This window comes from Alloactinosynnema sp. L-07 (assembly GCF_900070365.1).
Classification (GTDB): domain Bacteria; phylum Actinomycetota; class Actinomycetes; order Mycobacteriales; family Pseudonocardiaceae; genus Actinokineospora.
The window spans coordinates 1,869,110-1,883,155 of record NZ_LN850107.1 but is presented as its reverse complement, the minus strand read 5'-3'; the positions used below and the strand labels follow the sequence as shown (position 1 = coordinate 1,883,155).

The window sequence follows — 14,046 nt, the reverse complement described above, 5'->3', positions numbered from 1 at the left end:
GCCGGACCGGTGGTCGCGTCAAGGTCGAGGACGCGATCGGCGCCCGCGTGGCACGTGGCGACGGGCGCGGTGACGCCGCCACCCACCAGGGCGGAAGAGGTCTGGCCTCTTCGGCCCTGGCGATGCGGGGTCTAGCAGGAGCTGATCATCCGGTCGTCAACGCCGAAGGTCTGGCTGCCCGACTCATCGACGACAGCTGTCACGGATGGTAGGAATACCCGCGTTCACGTCGACTGGGGGCTAGACCGATGCGAAGACTCGCGGGAGTGCTGGTGTGCGTCCTTCTGCTGTCCGCCTGTACCGAAGTCCAGGCCGGGACCGCCCTGGAGGATCCCGCGGCAGCCGGGGTCCAGAAGCGGATGGGCAGTGCCGATGCCGCGGTCGGCGGGGTGCGCGGGCTCGACTACTGCTCGATCATGCGTCCCGAGGCCGTTGGCAGGGAACTCGTCGCGCCCGTCGCGGCTACCGAGTTCTGTGCGACGCTCAGGCAGTCTGACGGTGGCCATATCTGGCTTACGATCGGACCGATCGAGAGTCGGCCGAAGGTGGCCCACCAAGCGCGGCAGGTGGATCGGGTGCCCTGGCCATTGCGATTGGGGCCCAACGTCGAATATGACGACGGCTGCACCGCGCAACTCGTGTTCCGGAATCTGGATGTCGTTGATGTGACCGCCGCGGCCGCGCCCGACCAGAGCACTCCACCGAATACGTCTGTGCTGTGCGCAGCCGCGCAGGAGGTGGCAGTCCGCGCGGCTCAGGACATCGTGGCGGGAAAGGCCGCTCAGGCGACCGCGCCGGACGGGCTGCTCGGCGCCATCGACCCGTGCTCGCTGCTGTCCCTGGCCGAGGCAGGGCCTGCCCTGCACATCGTCGACCAGTACGAAAAGCTTGCCGCGACCCCTAATCCGGCCGGTCGGCGATGCCAGTGGGGTTCGACGGGAACATTGCGCTGGCATCACGCGGAGATCGCCCTGGGCACCCGGTTCGCACCGGAGGGGCCGCACGAGATGATCGGCGGGCGAGACTCCGTCATCGAGGAACAACCGGGCGGCCACTACAAGTGCGCGTTCGTCCTCACCTACGCAGCGCGTGGTGAGCACCTGGTCGAGACCGCAAGCCTGGCCGTAACCAGCCAGAACAACGCCATCGACGCCTGCGCGAGCGCCCGGCGGCTCGCCGAGGTCGTATGGCCTCGACTGCCTAAGTGACCGGGTGATCGATCCACGCGGCGGGGCACGGTGATCTCCGTGGTCGTCGTGGCCGTGACGGTCGCGGCGACCAGCGGCCGACCTGGGCTTCCAACAGCCCGGACACTGGGTCTACGACGCCGAGGGCAAGACGATCTACCACGGACGTCCTCACAGATCAATGTCAGGTCCCCACGGGGCGCCGCCGAGGCACTCCCCCGATTCCTCGTGGTTCCCAGCCTCTGCCGCGGGTAGTCCGAGGGAAAGGCCGACCCGAGGGGCGCGACATGCTGAACATGGACGATCGTAGACGTCTCGAACAGTCCCCGAACGCTGGTTCCGGCTGGCGCCTGCCTCAGCGCTCAGGATCTCAGGATGCGGAACTGCCGTTCTCCGCCAGATCGCCCAGATCACACCACTGCCTCGTCCGCCTCCGCGAGAAAGGCTGCACCGTTCGCTGGCAACCCATCACCCCAGCCCTCGCCGCCTGCCTCACCGACCACGCGGCCGCCCGCGGCGCCGTCCTGCCCACCGACCAACTACTGCGCTACCGCAACGGCCAACCCATCACCAGCCGCCGCTACGACCACCTCTGGCACCGCATCGGCCAACAACTCCCCTGGGTCGCCACCCAAACCATCTCCACCTACTGGCTCCGCCACACCACCCTCACCTGGGTCGAACGCCACTTCGGCTACGGCATCGCTCGCGCCTGCGCCGGACACACCGACAACACCGGACCCGCCGCCACCACCTACATCAAAGCCAACCTCCAAGAAGTCGCCACCGCCCTCACCGCCATGACCGGACAACCCCACCCACTCGCCGGCTAGCGCCACCTGCCTGTCCGCGTCAGCGCCCGCAAGGTGCCAATCGCCGACACACAGGGGACAGCGCCTGAAGCATGTATCCCGGTGGCCAGCGGTTGCCGACGCCTCAGTCACAGCTGGACAAGACCAGCACGTCACCACCGGCAAGATGAGCCTGCTCGCCGTACACGTCACCGACGGCGCCGACGAAGCCGAGGCGCTGCGACTGGCCGGCGCCCTCGAACACGCCTCCGAGCACCCCATCGCCAAGGCCATCGCCACCGGCGCCCAGAACGCGTCGGTGACCTGCCCGCGGTCGAGGACTTCACGAACCTGGAAGGGCTCGGCGTCCAAGGAGTCGTGGACGGCCACGCGGTGCTGGTGGGGCGCGCCTCGCTGCTGGCCCAGTGGAGTATCCACCTGCCCGAGGACCTGGAGCTGGCCAAGAAGCAGGCCAAGTCCCAGGGCCGCACCACGGTCGCCGTCGCGTGGGACGGTTCGGCTCGCGCGGTGCTGGTGGTCGCCGACACGATCAGGCCCACCTCGGCCGAGGCCATCCAGGGGCTGCGTGACCTGGGTTTGCGGCAGGTGCTGCTCACTGGGGACAACGACACCGCCGCCCGCGGTGGCGATGGTCGGCGACGGGGTCAACGACGCCGCAGCACTCGCCCAGGCCGACCTGGGCCCGGCCATGGGCACCGGCACCAACGTGGCCATCGAGGCATCCGATCACACCCTGGTCCGCGGTGGACGCGATCCGACTCGCCCGGCGCACCCGGCGTCATCACCATCGTCTGAACCGGGAGTCCACTGTGGCCACAACAACGACACACGTCTTCCGGATCGAGGGCATGCGCTGCGGCAGCTGCGCATTGCTCATCGACGACACCCTCGACGACCTCCCCGGCGTGCACTCCGTGCAGACCACGATACGACCACTGGTCCATCCCCGACCCCGCGAGCCTCGACATCGACGGCATCCGCCCCATCCGCGACGACATCGAACACCGCGTCTGGCTCCTGCTCGCCGAACTCGGACTCCTCTAACCCGACACGATCCGCGGACTCCAACTCCGCGACAACCCCGGCTGCGACTCCTGCGCATTCTCGATGCTGAAACTCACCATGTCCGGCCGGTAACGATCGTCGGAGTACTCCACCGGCTCCCCCGCCGAACTCGACGCCCGCCGCCGTTCCCGCAACAACGGCGAACCAACCGGCACTCCCAGCAGTTCACTATCGGTCTCGTCGGCGGCAACCGCATCGATCAGGTGATGGACAAACGTGATATCGACGCCCTGATCACCCAAATACGCGTAGATTGAACCTGAATCACAATCAAATCCGAACAACAACTTTCCTACCGGCTCGACGAACGTCGTCCGCTCCAACATCGCGGCCTGCCCTCAATCGACCGTAGCCTCAACAGCTGCACGACCGGCGCCTGCTCATCGAGCGCCAACACATCCGCCACGTCAAGTGACGCAGGCCGCCGGGCGATCTCCAACGTGCGCTGACCAGGGGTATGCCCCAGCGTGGCCACCCACTTCGAGAACGACAAGAACGTCTCGAACGGCTGATTCAGCGCCCGCCGCCGAACCACCGGCGGCTTCCCCCGACCCCCGCCGATCAACCCCTCGGCCCGCAACGACGCCAATGCCTGCCGAACCGGCCCGCGCGACGCTTCCCACTTCGCACACAATGCCTCGGACGGAACCGGCTGCCCCACCTCAAGCTCACCCGAGACGATCTGCCGACGAACATCCGCGGCGCACACCGCCGATCTTACCGATCCCAAGGGCCACAACCGGTCCGATCGCAACGAAACCATTTACCCAAGTCGATGAACAACAGCCAAACAGCAGACTTCGCCGTCTTCGATGAATCAATTCACAACGTGGGTTCACGGACGTCCACGCGCCAAGAGAGAATCACACGACGAAGCATGATCCTGCGTCGGTGGAACGCAGGGCTGCTCTGGCAGGATGGTCCGGTGGTCGACTACGAACCTCTGCGTACCGCGTGCCGGTCGTTCATCGCGGAGGCCCTTGATGCCCTCCAGGACGAGCACGTGGTCCCCACTCCAAGGTTCCGGCCGTACATCAAGGTCGGTAGCGACTACTTCGGCGACACCGTCAGGGCTGTCTCGCACTACCGACCGCTGGAGGAGGCGCTCGAAGCCTGCTTCCCTGATCGCTTCCAGCACCGAGCCAATCCGTTTCACATCGAGCACGCGACCGCGTACATCTTCAGCCTCCTGGAGGCCGTCGTCGCCAGGTGCGCGACTGACGGCGCCACCGCGGTAGAGGAGTCCATCGACGAACTGATCGACGTGCTTTCGAGCGCCTCCTACGAAGTCGTGAGCGCGCGGCACGTCGCGCATCTGACCACCACCACAGGCAACGAGGCGCAGATCGGCGAGATCACAGTTGTACCCGAGCCCAAAGGATTCGGTGGCCTCACCCGCCGCATCCAACGCGAAATCAGTGGAGCGGCGCGAGCCTGGCCAACCGGTGACCCTCGACCCTATAACCCTCCACACGCACTGCTGATCACACGGGAAACCAGCACCGACCCCGCCCCGTACCAAGTGGTCGAGCGTCTGTCCGATCGGTTCGACCGCTTCCTCCTTATCGCACGTCTGCTCACGGCGGGCACAGCGCGAACGGTGTACGAAGTGAGCGGGATGACGACCCTGGTCTCACGAATCGACCCGTTCATGAACATCGTGGCCAGAGGACAGCGCAGGTCGCTCTTCCGACGCACAGTCCGGTTGACCGGCAACGAAAGCGACGCGTTCACCGCGATCGGAGAACTGATCGACCGCGCCGACGTCAAACGCGACGGCATGGTCGCCACCTCGTTCGACGTCGCACTGGCACGCTTCTCGCAGTCCTATATCGACGACAACCCGTATGAACCTCTCGTCGACCTGGCCACCGCGCTGGAGGCCGTCATGATCGGAACCGAGAAAGACAACGAGGGCCTGACTCTGCGACTGAGAATGCGAGTCGCAACGCTGCTGGCGACCAGCGACGACGCGGCCGAAGACCTCTTCGGCGACGTGAGCCGCCTGTACGGCCTGCGGTCCAGACTCGTCCACGGCGGCCAGATCAAGGACAAGGACCTACGCAAGGAGGTCGGTCGAATTTCCACCGTACCGACGGAAGACGCCACAGACCAACTCGGCGTCGCACTACACCGCGCCGTGGACCGCATGCGCGACCTCGTGCGCCGAGCCATCCTGGCCCGACTGTGTTTGGCGGCCGAAGGCGGGCCGTGGCCGTTCACCGGCGAAACACCCGTCGACGCCATCCTCAGCGACGACACCAAGCGAGTCACCTGGCGAACGTGGTGGCACAACCACCTGGAGAACCTCGGCGTCGGCTACGCCGCAGACCGCGCCGCGGTCGACTTTGCGGATCGCTGACGGGCGACTCAGAACGACGCCCTCGATCAACAGTAACGCCACCACGCCCCGCCGCGACTGCTGCTACACAGCAGGAGGCGCGCATGGCAGTTGACATCGGCGCCGAGATCGACAGCGAACCCGCACCAGCCTTGATCCTGTTGGAAATCGCCTGCGTCTTGTTCCTCGCCACCCATCCGTCGACTTAGGACACAACGGTCTGTCAGACCGATCCAACAGTCTCTACTCGGAGGTATCGCCAGCGTGTTCGGCGAGCCAGCGCGCGGCGTCGATGGCGGCCGCGCAGCCGGAGCCCGCGGCGGTGATCGCCTGACGGTACTCATGGTCGACCAGGTCGCCCGCGGCGAACACGCCGTCGAGGTTGGTGTAGGTGCTCTGGCCCTCGACCAGCACATAGCCCGCGTCATCGACCTCGACCTGGCCCTTGACCAACGCGCTGCGCGGGTCGTGGCCGATCGCGACGAAGAAGCCGGTGACCGGCAGCTCCGAGGACTCGCCGGTCACGGTGTCGCGGATCTTCAGACCGGTGACAGTGGTCTCGCCGAGGACCTCCAGGACCTCGGTGTTGAGCTGCCAGCGGATCTTCTCGTTGGCCTTGGCCCGCTCCAGCATGATCTTCGACGCCCGGAACTCCTCGCGCCGGTGGATGATCGTGACCGACTTGGCGAACCGGGTGAGGAAGGTGGCCTCCTCCATCGCCGAGTCGCCGCCGAGCACGGCGATGTCCTGGTCGCGGAAGAAGAACCCGTCACACGTGGCACAGGCCGACACACCGCGGCCGAGCAGCTCCTGCTCACCGGGCACGTTGAGGTAGCGGGCCGCGGCACCCATCGCCAGCACGACGGCCTTGGCCGCGTAGCGCGTGCCATTGGCCTCGACGTACTTGACCGGGCCGGACAGGTCGACGGACTCGACGTCCTCCGGCCGCAGCTCGGCGCCGAAGCGCTCGGCCTGGGCGCGCATCTGCTCCATCAGGTCCGGACCCATGATGCCGTCGCGGAAGCCGGGGAAGTTCTCCACCTCGGTGGTCGTCATCAGCGCGCCACCGAACTGCGAACCCTCGAAGATCAACGGGTTCAGCTGTGCCCGCGCGGCGTAGACCGCCGCGGTGTACCCGGCAGGCCCGGAACCGACGATGATCAGGTTTCGGATCCATCTCCAGCGTCGGTTCGCGCTGGATCGACCTGCGGCCGCTCAAGATCAGGGCGGTGAAGGTTTTCACCATCCGGACCCTGATCTGGCTGGTCGTTGCAGGAATCGCTGGTGTCGTCGCCTCCATGACTGCCGGGCTGCTCGTCTTTGTGGTGGGCATGGCCTTCCTGATCTGGCGTCTGACCGCGGCGCTGAGGCTGAAGCCGCTCTACGGCCTTGTCATCGAAGTCGCTGGAGCCCAGGTTGACGCCATCTGGGGCTTGGACATGAACGACATCCAAAGGCTCACCGAGACCATTGTCGAGAAGATGAAACACCCCGACGCCCCTTCAACGGTGATCAAGTTCCAACGGGCCCCAGGAGCAGCCTCATCGATCAACCCGCCGCTGCTATAGGCCCGCAGTCCCACCGTTGGTAGTCGTGCCACACAACTGCGGCAGATTGGCGTGGAGGAAGTCCCGGATGCACCGAGCACGGTGTAATCCCAGCCCTGCGTGTCACAACAGCGCCTGGTCAGGTCGAAAAGCGACCACGCCACGCGGCTTGATCCGGTCCGGCTCGCGGACGTCGACCACGAGCCCACGGCCGTCCGCGAGCCGGGCGAAGTATTCCGGGCGCGCGAACGAGTCCGGCCGTTGTCCGCAGTCCAGAGCAGCCAAACGGCTGGGACGCGATGCCGGTCGGCGCCCTGAATGGGGCTGTTGTCGCTCGCGGCTGGCGGCTGGCCACAGGGCCACCACCCCCGTCGAGCTCGACGGGGGTGGTGGTCATCGCCTGCCAGGCATGTGCTGCCGCCTTGCGCGACCGCCCCGACCAGCACTGTTGGGTGCTTCGGACCTGCGCATGGTGGCCGACATAGACCTGCCCAGCCTCGCTGAGCTAAGCCAGGCACGTGGTCGACCCCAAGGTCGCTACTCGAGCACGTCTGGCGCTTCATCGTCCTCCCGGCACCTGGCGTGCTTCTGGGCTTCATTGATGTGCTGATCGCCCAGGAGCCTTCAAGAACTGCCCGAGGAAAGTCGACGGCTCTGGGCGGAGAGGGTCGAGGTCTGGATCACAGTGGGTGAGGCAGCCGATCCCTTGGTACGGGTCGCGCACTTCCAAAGGGCGGTCGAACACGCTCGGGCAAGCGGTGACCGAACACTGGTCGAGCGGGCAACCGCGAAGCTGCAGACGATGCGGGTGGAGCGCCTCGGGTTCACCACCTTCTCGGTCGAGACAGCACAACCCCGCGGCCAATTGGAGCGGATGCTGCGAAGTGCGCCCGCCGAGTCGACGATCCGGACGAGCAGATCTTCGGCTTAGGGGCACCGACCCGAAAGAGGTAGGCCTCGATCATCCACGCCGCGCACAGGTGTAAGCCACACTCACAGCCGAGCACATCGTCGTCGCGGCGGTAGCGCTCCGCAACGACCCGCAACACCGATCCGTGGGATACTTGACTCGACGCGAGAGCCGGCTGATACAGTCCGGGACATGAAATCTCCCGGATTCCGGGGGAATTTCCACGAACACGTGTTCGAGTCCCCCCTCGGACACACTCGCTAACCACACGAGGACGGGCTGTCACATAGACAGCCCTTTCTTTTTGCTCAAAACGCAGCTCAAGACCCATCTCCGCGTAGATCTCCGGGAGCCGTTCGGGTCGCGCGGTCTCGATCTTCGCTCCGACGTCTCCCAGCTTGTCCACCAACGCCCGAACCTGTGCCTCAGTCAAAGTGGGTTCGGCGGGTGTGACGGCCAACTCAGCCCGCGCGGCCTCCCTGTCGGCCTGCGCGTCGTTGATCGCCTCCACAAGCGCCATCGGGTCCACACCAGCCGAGATAGCCGCCGTGTGCCGCTTGAGGCGCGTCTCGGCGTCCTGCAGCCGTTTCCTGGCGTTCTCATGCTTGCCCGTGTGGACCGTGGCGTCCTGGGAGCCGAACAGCCCCGCAACGGTGTCCTCAATGTTCTCTCGGCTGAACCGCTCTCCGAGCCATTCGTTCAGCGCGGGCACGATGTGGTCCTCCCGCAGATTCACTGTCTTCGGGTGCTCATCGAGCGCCGCCGACCCTGGAGTGAGAGTGAAGACCTCAACGGTCACGATCTCCGGGTGAGCCTGCTGACGGGACCGCACAATCCGATCAGGCTCGGATCGACGGAACCGGACGACGTGGCCCGCGGCCACGTCGTCGGGATTCACCAACGTCTCGTGCTTGACCCACCGACCGAACACTGCATAACCGGTGTACCGCGGATTCTCCAAGATCGCGCGGACCGTGCTCCCCTGCCAACCATCGGCCAACCGATGCCGATTCTGATCCGGCCGCCGCGCCGAGGGACACGGAATCCCGTCCCGGTTGAGTCCGTTCGCAATCGCCCGATCACCCGCGCCATCCAGATACTCACCGAAGATCCGCCGAACGGCCTCTGCTGACCCGTCGTCTATCGCGAGCAAGCGCAGCCGGAATCCTTCGGCCGCCTTCCTCGGATTCGGATGCGGTCCACCGTCGACCACCACGTAGCCGTACGGCGCACGCCCACCTTGGTGCCGACCTTCATTGATGACCTGCGCGTCCATCGCGGCACGGACGCGCGCCTGCACATGCTGACGTTCCGACTCGCTCATGCCGCCAAGGACGCTCATGAGCATCTTGTGCGACGGATTCTTCGGATCGAACTTCCCGCCCAGTTCAGGTACCCACAGATCCACGCCGTACGCGGCGAACCGCGGCGCGATCAGCGAGAACTGATTGCCGAACCAACAACGCGTGCCCTCACCGACGACAAGCGCGTTCCACCCGCGGTCCGGGTCTTTCAGCGCCGCGAGCAGCCGTGCAGCCTCATGGCGCCGATCCCACGGGACCGACCTCGACTGACCGATGTCAAAGAACTCAGCGACCACCGAGCCGCCGAGTGGTTCCACGAACTTGCGCGCGTTGCCCAACTGCCACCCGTGCGATGTCTCCGGGTCTTGGTTGTCCTCCGTCGAGCAACGGCCGTAGAACCCAAGAGGACCGATCCCGTCGTCAACCACCGTCTCAACCTCGATGCCCAGCAAGTCATCGAGCGTCGCCCATGGATTGCGGCTGATTTCAAGAGTCATCAGATCCCCCTTCGCCCGGCCCGTCCTCGACAGGATCGGCCGCCAACTCCACCAACACCTCAAGCAGTATGCGCCAGCCTCGACGTGTCAGCACAGGTAGTTCGTCAGGAAGGTGGACCGTGACCGGTCCGTCGACCGATCTGCCAGCGCTCACGGACCACCACCGCCCGAGCCTCCGCCAGAGCCGATTTCACCAGTCGCGCGTCTGATCGCGGACCGGACGTCCGCAGTGAAGTAGCCGCGAACGCGACGGACTCCTCCGTCCTCGGTCGGCACGCGGTTGCGGGTCGGTCGACATCCCAGCTCGCCCATTTGCCGCGCGAACGCCGTGGGCTCGACGTCGAGTGCTTCCGTGAGTTCAGCGGTCGGTACGAAGTCGCGTCCATCTTCATCAAGCTCATCTCCTAGGTAGTCCACAACGGACGCCAGCGGTTCCGGCAGTCCGTCCGATAGCCATGCGGTCCGCTTGCCGGTACCCGCCCCGATCGCCTTCGCCGCCGCTGCGTGGTCGAGCACCGGCGTCGTGTCCTGTCCGGCCGCGTGACCGGTGAGCGTCCCGACCGCCTCCCGCAGCGCGCGACCGCGACGACAGATGGTCTGCCAGTCCTCGTTAGGCATGTAGTACGTCCGCACCGTCAACGCGAGCACGTCGGCCCCGGCCTGCGTCTCCCCGTCCGGCCGCAAGATCCCGACGCCCTTGTGCGACGCCAGCAGCCGACTGCTGTCGTACCCGCGGGTGTTCATCTGCTCCCCAAGAACGATGTTCGAGTCCCGCCAGTCCATGACCCGCAGCGCGAACCGAGAGCCAAGGACCGCACGGAGACCGGACGGGATCGTCTTCGAGTCCGGCCGCTGCGTCGCCAGCACCAAGACCACGCCCGCAGCCGGTCCCTTCTTGGCCAGCCATGTCAGAAGCTCGCCGACGTACTCCCCCGCCGTGAGTTTCTTGTCCTCGACCCGGACCGGCGTCCGGTCTTCGAGCGGCACCTGAACTTCATCGACGAAGATCGCCGTGATCGGCATGTTCAACGCCGTGTCCCGAGACATCGCCGGAGTCACCTTCGATTCCGGGCACGTCGCATCGTCCAGCGACCGCATCCGCCGATACCGCGCCTGGACTTCGCCGACCAGCTCGACCAGCCACGCCACGAGCGTCAACACGTGCTCCGACTCGTCACCCGCCATGAACCGGTGCGCGACGTGACCGGCCGCGTCCCAGTCCTTCCCGGCCTTGAAGTCAGCCACATACAGCCGCGTGTGCGGGTCCAGGATCAAGCCCGCCGCGGCCAACCGAGCCGCGAACGTCTTGCCCTGCCGAGGAATCGCACCCACGAGCAGCGACGTCCAGACCAACGGAAGATCCACCCGCCGATCCCGCGCATCCCGCCCGAACGGCACCGGCCGCCACGCATCCCACCCCGGAACGTCGAGCAAAGGCGTCCGAACAGGAGGCGACGCGTACGGATCTTGATCAGCAACCCACATCGCGACCCGACCAGCGTGACCACCGTTCCCACGCACCCGCTCAACGCTGAGCTGAACCTCATCGACGGCCAGAGCCGACGCTAACGCCTCTCGCCCCTTGATCACGTCCGCGGCCTTACGCGTAGCCGGAAGGTCGACCGTGACGGCCCAACCCTCACCCATCCGAGTAGCCCGCTCGACCAGCCGCAGCGTCTCGTCCTTGCCGATCAGCTTCGCGTCCCGGAACGCGTCGACCAACACTTGCGGGTCCATCGTCCAGGTGAGCGTCCGAGGACCAGCCAGCACGGCCTTACGCCCCGGACTGCCATCCTTGCGCCGCCCGAGAACGGCCAACGCCACCGCCACAACCGATCCAGCGACCCAAAACACCGCAGACCCATAGACGAGATCGGCAACCGCCAGCCCGAGCGCCACGACGACCGCAACCGCCCCGGTTACCTTCCACCGGAAGATGATCAAGGCGCGGATGTCCTCGAACTTGTCCGCCAGCTTCTCGGACTGCTCCGCAGCCTCCCGGTAGTCCCGCACGGTCACCCACCGCCGCCACCATCGCGCGCCGGTCACCAGCCCCCGGACGACGCCACCGAGGAACCGCAACGGCGACCGAAGCACCGCCGCCACAGCGTCCCGAACCGCTTGCCGAGCCTGAACGCGGCTCTTCAACCGATGCGGCACCCTCGGCGACCGCAGCCACCACGACGTGAGCCGTCCAACCTTCGGCCGGAAGTACACGGCAGGCGCCGGTTCCTCGACCAACTCCGCGTCCAGCACCGCGCGCACCGGCAAGTCGTCACTCATGACCGACCTCCGCCCGCAGCGCCTTAGCCAGCTTCGGCGACAACCCGCGCGAGCACTCCGTGACCTGCCGAATCCACGCGGGCGTGATCTCGACCTCCGCCATCCACGCGGCCCGAGCGTCCGCCAGGTAGTCCGCGAACACCTTCCGAACAACCGGAGCGTTCACGTGAACGGCCGCCCCGTTCACGGCCTGGAGGGCGGCGTCCGTCAACCGCTCGCGAAGATCACTGATCCGCCTCAGCCGCGACGAACACGACCAGCGGCGGCACCGAGTGCAGCACGATCGACGCAACGGACCCAGCCGCGAAGGACGCCCACGTGTTCATCACGTACGTCGCCGCCAGCGTGAACCACTTCGCCCGCCGCACCCATGGTCCCGTCTGGATCTGATACCGCGCCGTCACCTGCTCCGCTCGCAGGATCGCGAGCAACACCAGCGACACCGTGGGGTCGAGCACCCACGCCGCGATCCAGGGCAGGGACCACGGCGGCACCCCGTCCGCCGCGAACCCCTGCACGTTGGTCATCGTGAACGCCAGCCCGAGGACGATCCCGGACCAGCACATCCAGTCGACTTGCCGCCGCACGCGTTCGATCCGCAGCGCCACGACGTCGGGGTGCGTCTGAAACGCCCGTACCTCCGCCGCCGTAGCCGCGTCGCGCGCCAACCGTTCAGCGCGGTTCACCGCTTCCTCCCACGTGACGTGTCGACCGTGGTCACCGTCAACGCCCGAGTAAGCGCGTAAGCCGCGAACAGCGCAGGCAACCCGAGCGCCGCCAGCAACAGCCACCGGTCCCCCGCGTTCGCAATCACGACCCACTGAACGGCCACGATCAGCCCCGCGTTGAACAGCACCCGACCAGCCAGCGAGACGAACCGCGCCCCGCTCCGCGTGGCCTCAGCCGCCGCCTTCGCCCGACGCGCTCCCGCACGCCAGACCACGAACAGAACGATCAGCGCCCCCGCACCCGCGAGGATCTCCGTCATCTGGAGGTTGATCACTGGCCAACCTCCCCGGCCCGTTCGCCGCGCTGCCGCCAGTACGGCAGCAACGCGCGGCGGTCGGCCTGGTCCAGCGCACCCCAGACACCGACGGTGTCCTCGCCGGCCGTGCGCAACTCGAACTCCAGGCACTGGTCCTTGACCTGACAGCCAGCGCACAACCGCGCCGCCAACTCCCGGTCGGTCTGCGCAAGCCCGAGCCAGTCGGGCTGCTCCCCCGCGGCGTAGGCGTCCATACACGCGCCCTGGTTCACCACGATGTCGCCGAGGACGTCGGTCGGAACCCAGCGCAGGCGGTCCAGCCGCCACGCGGTCTCGATCAGCTCGTTCATCCCGCACCCCCGAGCCACTTCACGATCTCGCTCGACGGAACGGCCAGCCCGGAGCGCCGCCGTACAGCGTGGATGACTCCGACCCGGATCGCGCGGCTCACGTGGTCCCTCGGCACGCCGAGGACGAAGGCCGCTTCTCGGATGGTCAGGTACTTGGTTTTGGGCAGAGTGGTGCTCATGAGGAATGTGTCCTTTGAACGAAGGAATGATGATTTAGGCGCTCAGTTGCCGATATCAGCTATACAATGGGCGCGCTTGTTCGGATCGGCGCGACGATTCGTGGTGTCGCGCCGCGGAATGGTCAACAGCCGCTAATCTCGGCGCTGAGGCGGAGCGCGGAGGAATGGGTGACGGAAGACTGGGCAGCGGTCTCGAAGGCCATCAACGAACGTGTGCGGGAACTCGGCTGGCAGCAACGCACGCTCGCCGAGAAGTCGCAGGTGTCGCAGGCGATCGTCCGCGAACTCCAGCACCACACCGTCGAACGCAGGCGGAGCGCGCGCACCCTCGAAGCGCTGTCGACCACGCTCGGCCTGCACCCGTCGCACCTGGAATCGGTGCTGCACGGGCGAAAGCCCCCGCATCCGGACGACCCGACCGCCGAGGACGCGAACAGAATCGAGTCCCGTTTGGATGCTGTCGAGCTGCGTCTTGCCGAGATCACCGACCGCCTTGCCGACATCCAGGCGGATCTTTCCGTCGTGGCCGATCACGTCCGCTCGAAGCGGTAGCGATCGGGCTGTGAGCTGCATGTTCTTCATGCCA

At 66.5% G+C, this 14,046-nt stretch carries 11 protein-coding genes and 4 pseudogenes; 7 read left to right on the top strand and 8 right to left on the bottom strand.

What is annotated here, in order from left to right:
* Positions 1-272: 272 nt before the first annotated feature.
* The 4 genes and pseudogenes from BN1701_RS08495 to BN1701_RS37800 all read left to right on the top strand — a co-directional run.
* Positions 273-1,208: a hypothetical protein gene (locus BN1701_RS08495; RefSeq protein ID WP_157367826.1), complete on the top strand. Its 936-nt coding sequence runs from the start codon at positions 273-275 to the stop codon at positions 1,206-1,208.
* Positions 1,209-1,483: 275 nt separating this feature from the next.
* Positions 1,484-2,020, top strand: coding sequence for a hypothetical protein (locus tag BN1701_RS08490; protein WP_157367825.1), 537 nt, complete (start codon positions 1,484-1,486; stop codon positions 2,018-2,020).
* Positions 2,016-2,772 (top strand): annotated as a pseudogene (locus tag BN1701_RS34060) (HAD family hydrolase); the annotation flags it as partial. The gene BN1701_RS08490 and the pseudogene BN1701_RS34060, both read left to right, overlap by 5 nt.
* A 36-nt stretch (positions 2,773-2,808) precedes the next feature.
* A pseudogene (locus tag BN1701_RS37800) lies at positions 2,809-2,907 on the top strand (cation transporter); the annotation flags it as partial.
* A gap of 132 nt (positions 2,908-3,039) precedes the next feature.
* On the opposite strand, the pseudogene BN1701_RS37970 reads toward BN1701_RS37800, so the two are convergent.
* Positions 3,040-3,827, bottom strand: a pseudogene (locus BN1701_RS37970) (GntR family transcriptional regulator).
* A gap of 114 nt (positions 3,828-3,941) precedes the next feature.
* On the opposite strand from BN1701_RS37970, the gene BN1701_RS08475 reads away from it, so the two are divergent.
* Positions 3,942-5,426 (top strand): HEPN domain-containing protein, encoded by a 1,485-nt coding sequence (locus tag BN1701_RS08475; RefSeq protein WP_054047106.1) that lies wholly within the window; start codon positions 3,942-3,944, stop codon positions 5,424-5,426.
* A 222-nt stretch (positions 5,427-5,648) separates the two neighbouring features.
* Here BN1701_RS08475 and trxB read toward each other — a convergent pair whose 3' ends face one another.
* Positions 5,649-6,578, bottom strand: a complete 930-nt coding sequence (trxB, locus tag BN1701_RS08470) for a thioredoxin-disulfide reductase (protein WP_054047104.1) — start codon at positions 6,576-6,578, stop codon at positions 5,649-5,651.
* Positions 6,579-6,580: 2 nt separating this feature from the next.
* On the opposite strand from trxB, the gene BN1701_RS08465 reads away from it, so the two are divergent.
* Positions 6,581-6,973 carry a DUF6232 family protein gene (locus BN1701_RS08465; protein WP_255364677.1) on the top strand — a complete coding sequence of 131 codons (393 nt, stop codon included), beginning with the start codon at positions 6,581-6,583 and terminating at the stop codon, positions 6,971-6,973.
* Between the two features lie 803 nt (positions 6,974-7,776).
* Here BN1701_RS08465 and BN1701_RS08460 read toward each other — a convergent pair.
* The 6 genes and pseudogenes from BN1701_RS08460 to BN1701_RS08435 all read right to left on the bottom strand — a co-directional run bounded on the left by BN1701_RS08460 (position 7,777) and on the right by BN1701_RS08435 (position 13,460).
* Positions 7,777-9,663 carry a recombinase family protein gene (locus BN1701_RS08460; protein ID WP_067520609.1) on the bottom strand — a complete coding sequence of 629 codons (1,887 nt, stop codon included), beginning with the start codon at positions 9,661-9,663 and terminating at the stop codon, positions 7,777-7,779.
* 150 nt (positions 9,664-9,813) lie between these two features.
* The gene (locus BN1701_RS08455; protein ID WP_054047100.1) at positions 9,814-11,946 is read right to left on the bottom strand and encodes an FtsK/SpoIIIE domain-containing protein; all 2,133 of its coding nucleotides are present in this window, start codon (positions 11,944-11,946) and stop codon (positions 9,814-9,816) included.
* Positions 11,939-12,632 (bottom strand): annotated as a pseudogene (locus tag BN1701_RS08450) (hypothetical protein). Before BN1701_RS08450 ends, BN1701_RS08455 begins: the two are co-directional and overlap by 8 nt.
* The gene (locus tag BN1701_RS08445) at positions 12,629-12,934 is read right to left on the bottom strand and encodes a hypothetical protein (protein ID WP_054055723.1); all 306 of its coding nucleotides are present in this window, start codon (positions 12,932-12,934) and stop codon (positions 12,629-12,631) included. Before BN1701_RS08445 ends, BN1701_RS08450 begins: the two are co-directional and overlap by 4 nt.
* An 11-nt stretch (positions 12,935-12,945) precedes the next feature.
* Complete coding sequence (locus BN1701_RS08440) at positions 12,946-13,281, bottom strand: WhiB family transcriptional regulator (protein WP_054047098.1); 336 nt, start codon at positions 13,279-13,281, stop codon at positions 12,946-12,948.
* Positions 13,278-13,460: a helix-turn-helix domain-containing protein gene (locus BN1701_RS08435; protein WP_054047096.1), complete on the bottom strand. Its 183-nt coding sequence runs from the start codon at positions 13,458-13,460 to the stop codon at positions 13,278-13,280. The genes BN1701_RS08440 and BN1701_RS08435 overlap by 4 nt, the downstream gene beginning before the upstream one ends.
* Positions 13,461-13,628: 168 nt before the next feature.
* Here BN1701_RS08435 and BN1701_RS08430 point away from each other — a divergent pair, with 168 nt between their 5' ends.
* Positions 13,629-14,012: a hypothetical protein gene (locus BN1701_RS08430; protein WP_054047094.1), complete on the top strand. Its 384-nt coding sequence runs from the start codon at positions 13,629-13,631 to the stop codon at positions 14,010-14,012.
* Positions 14,013-14,046: the final 34 nt, after the last annotated feature.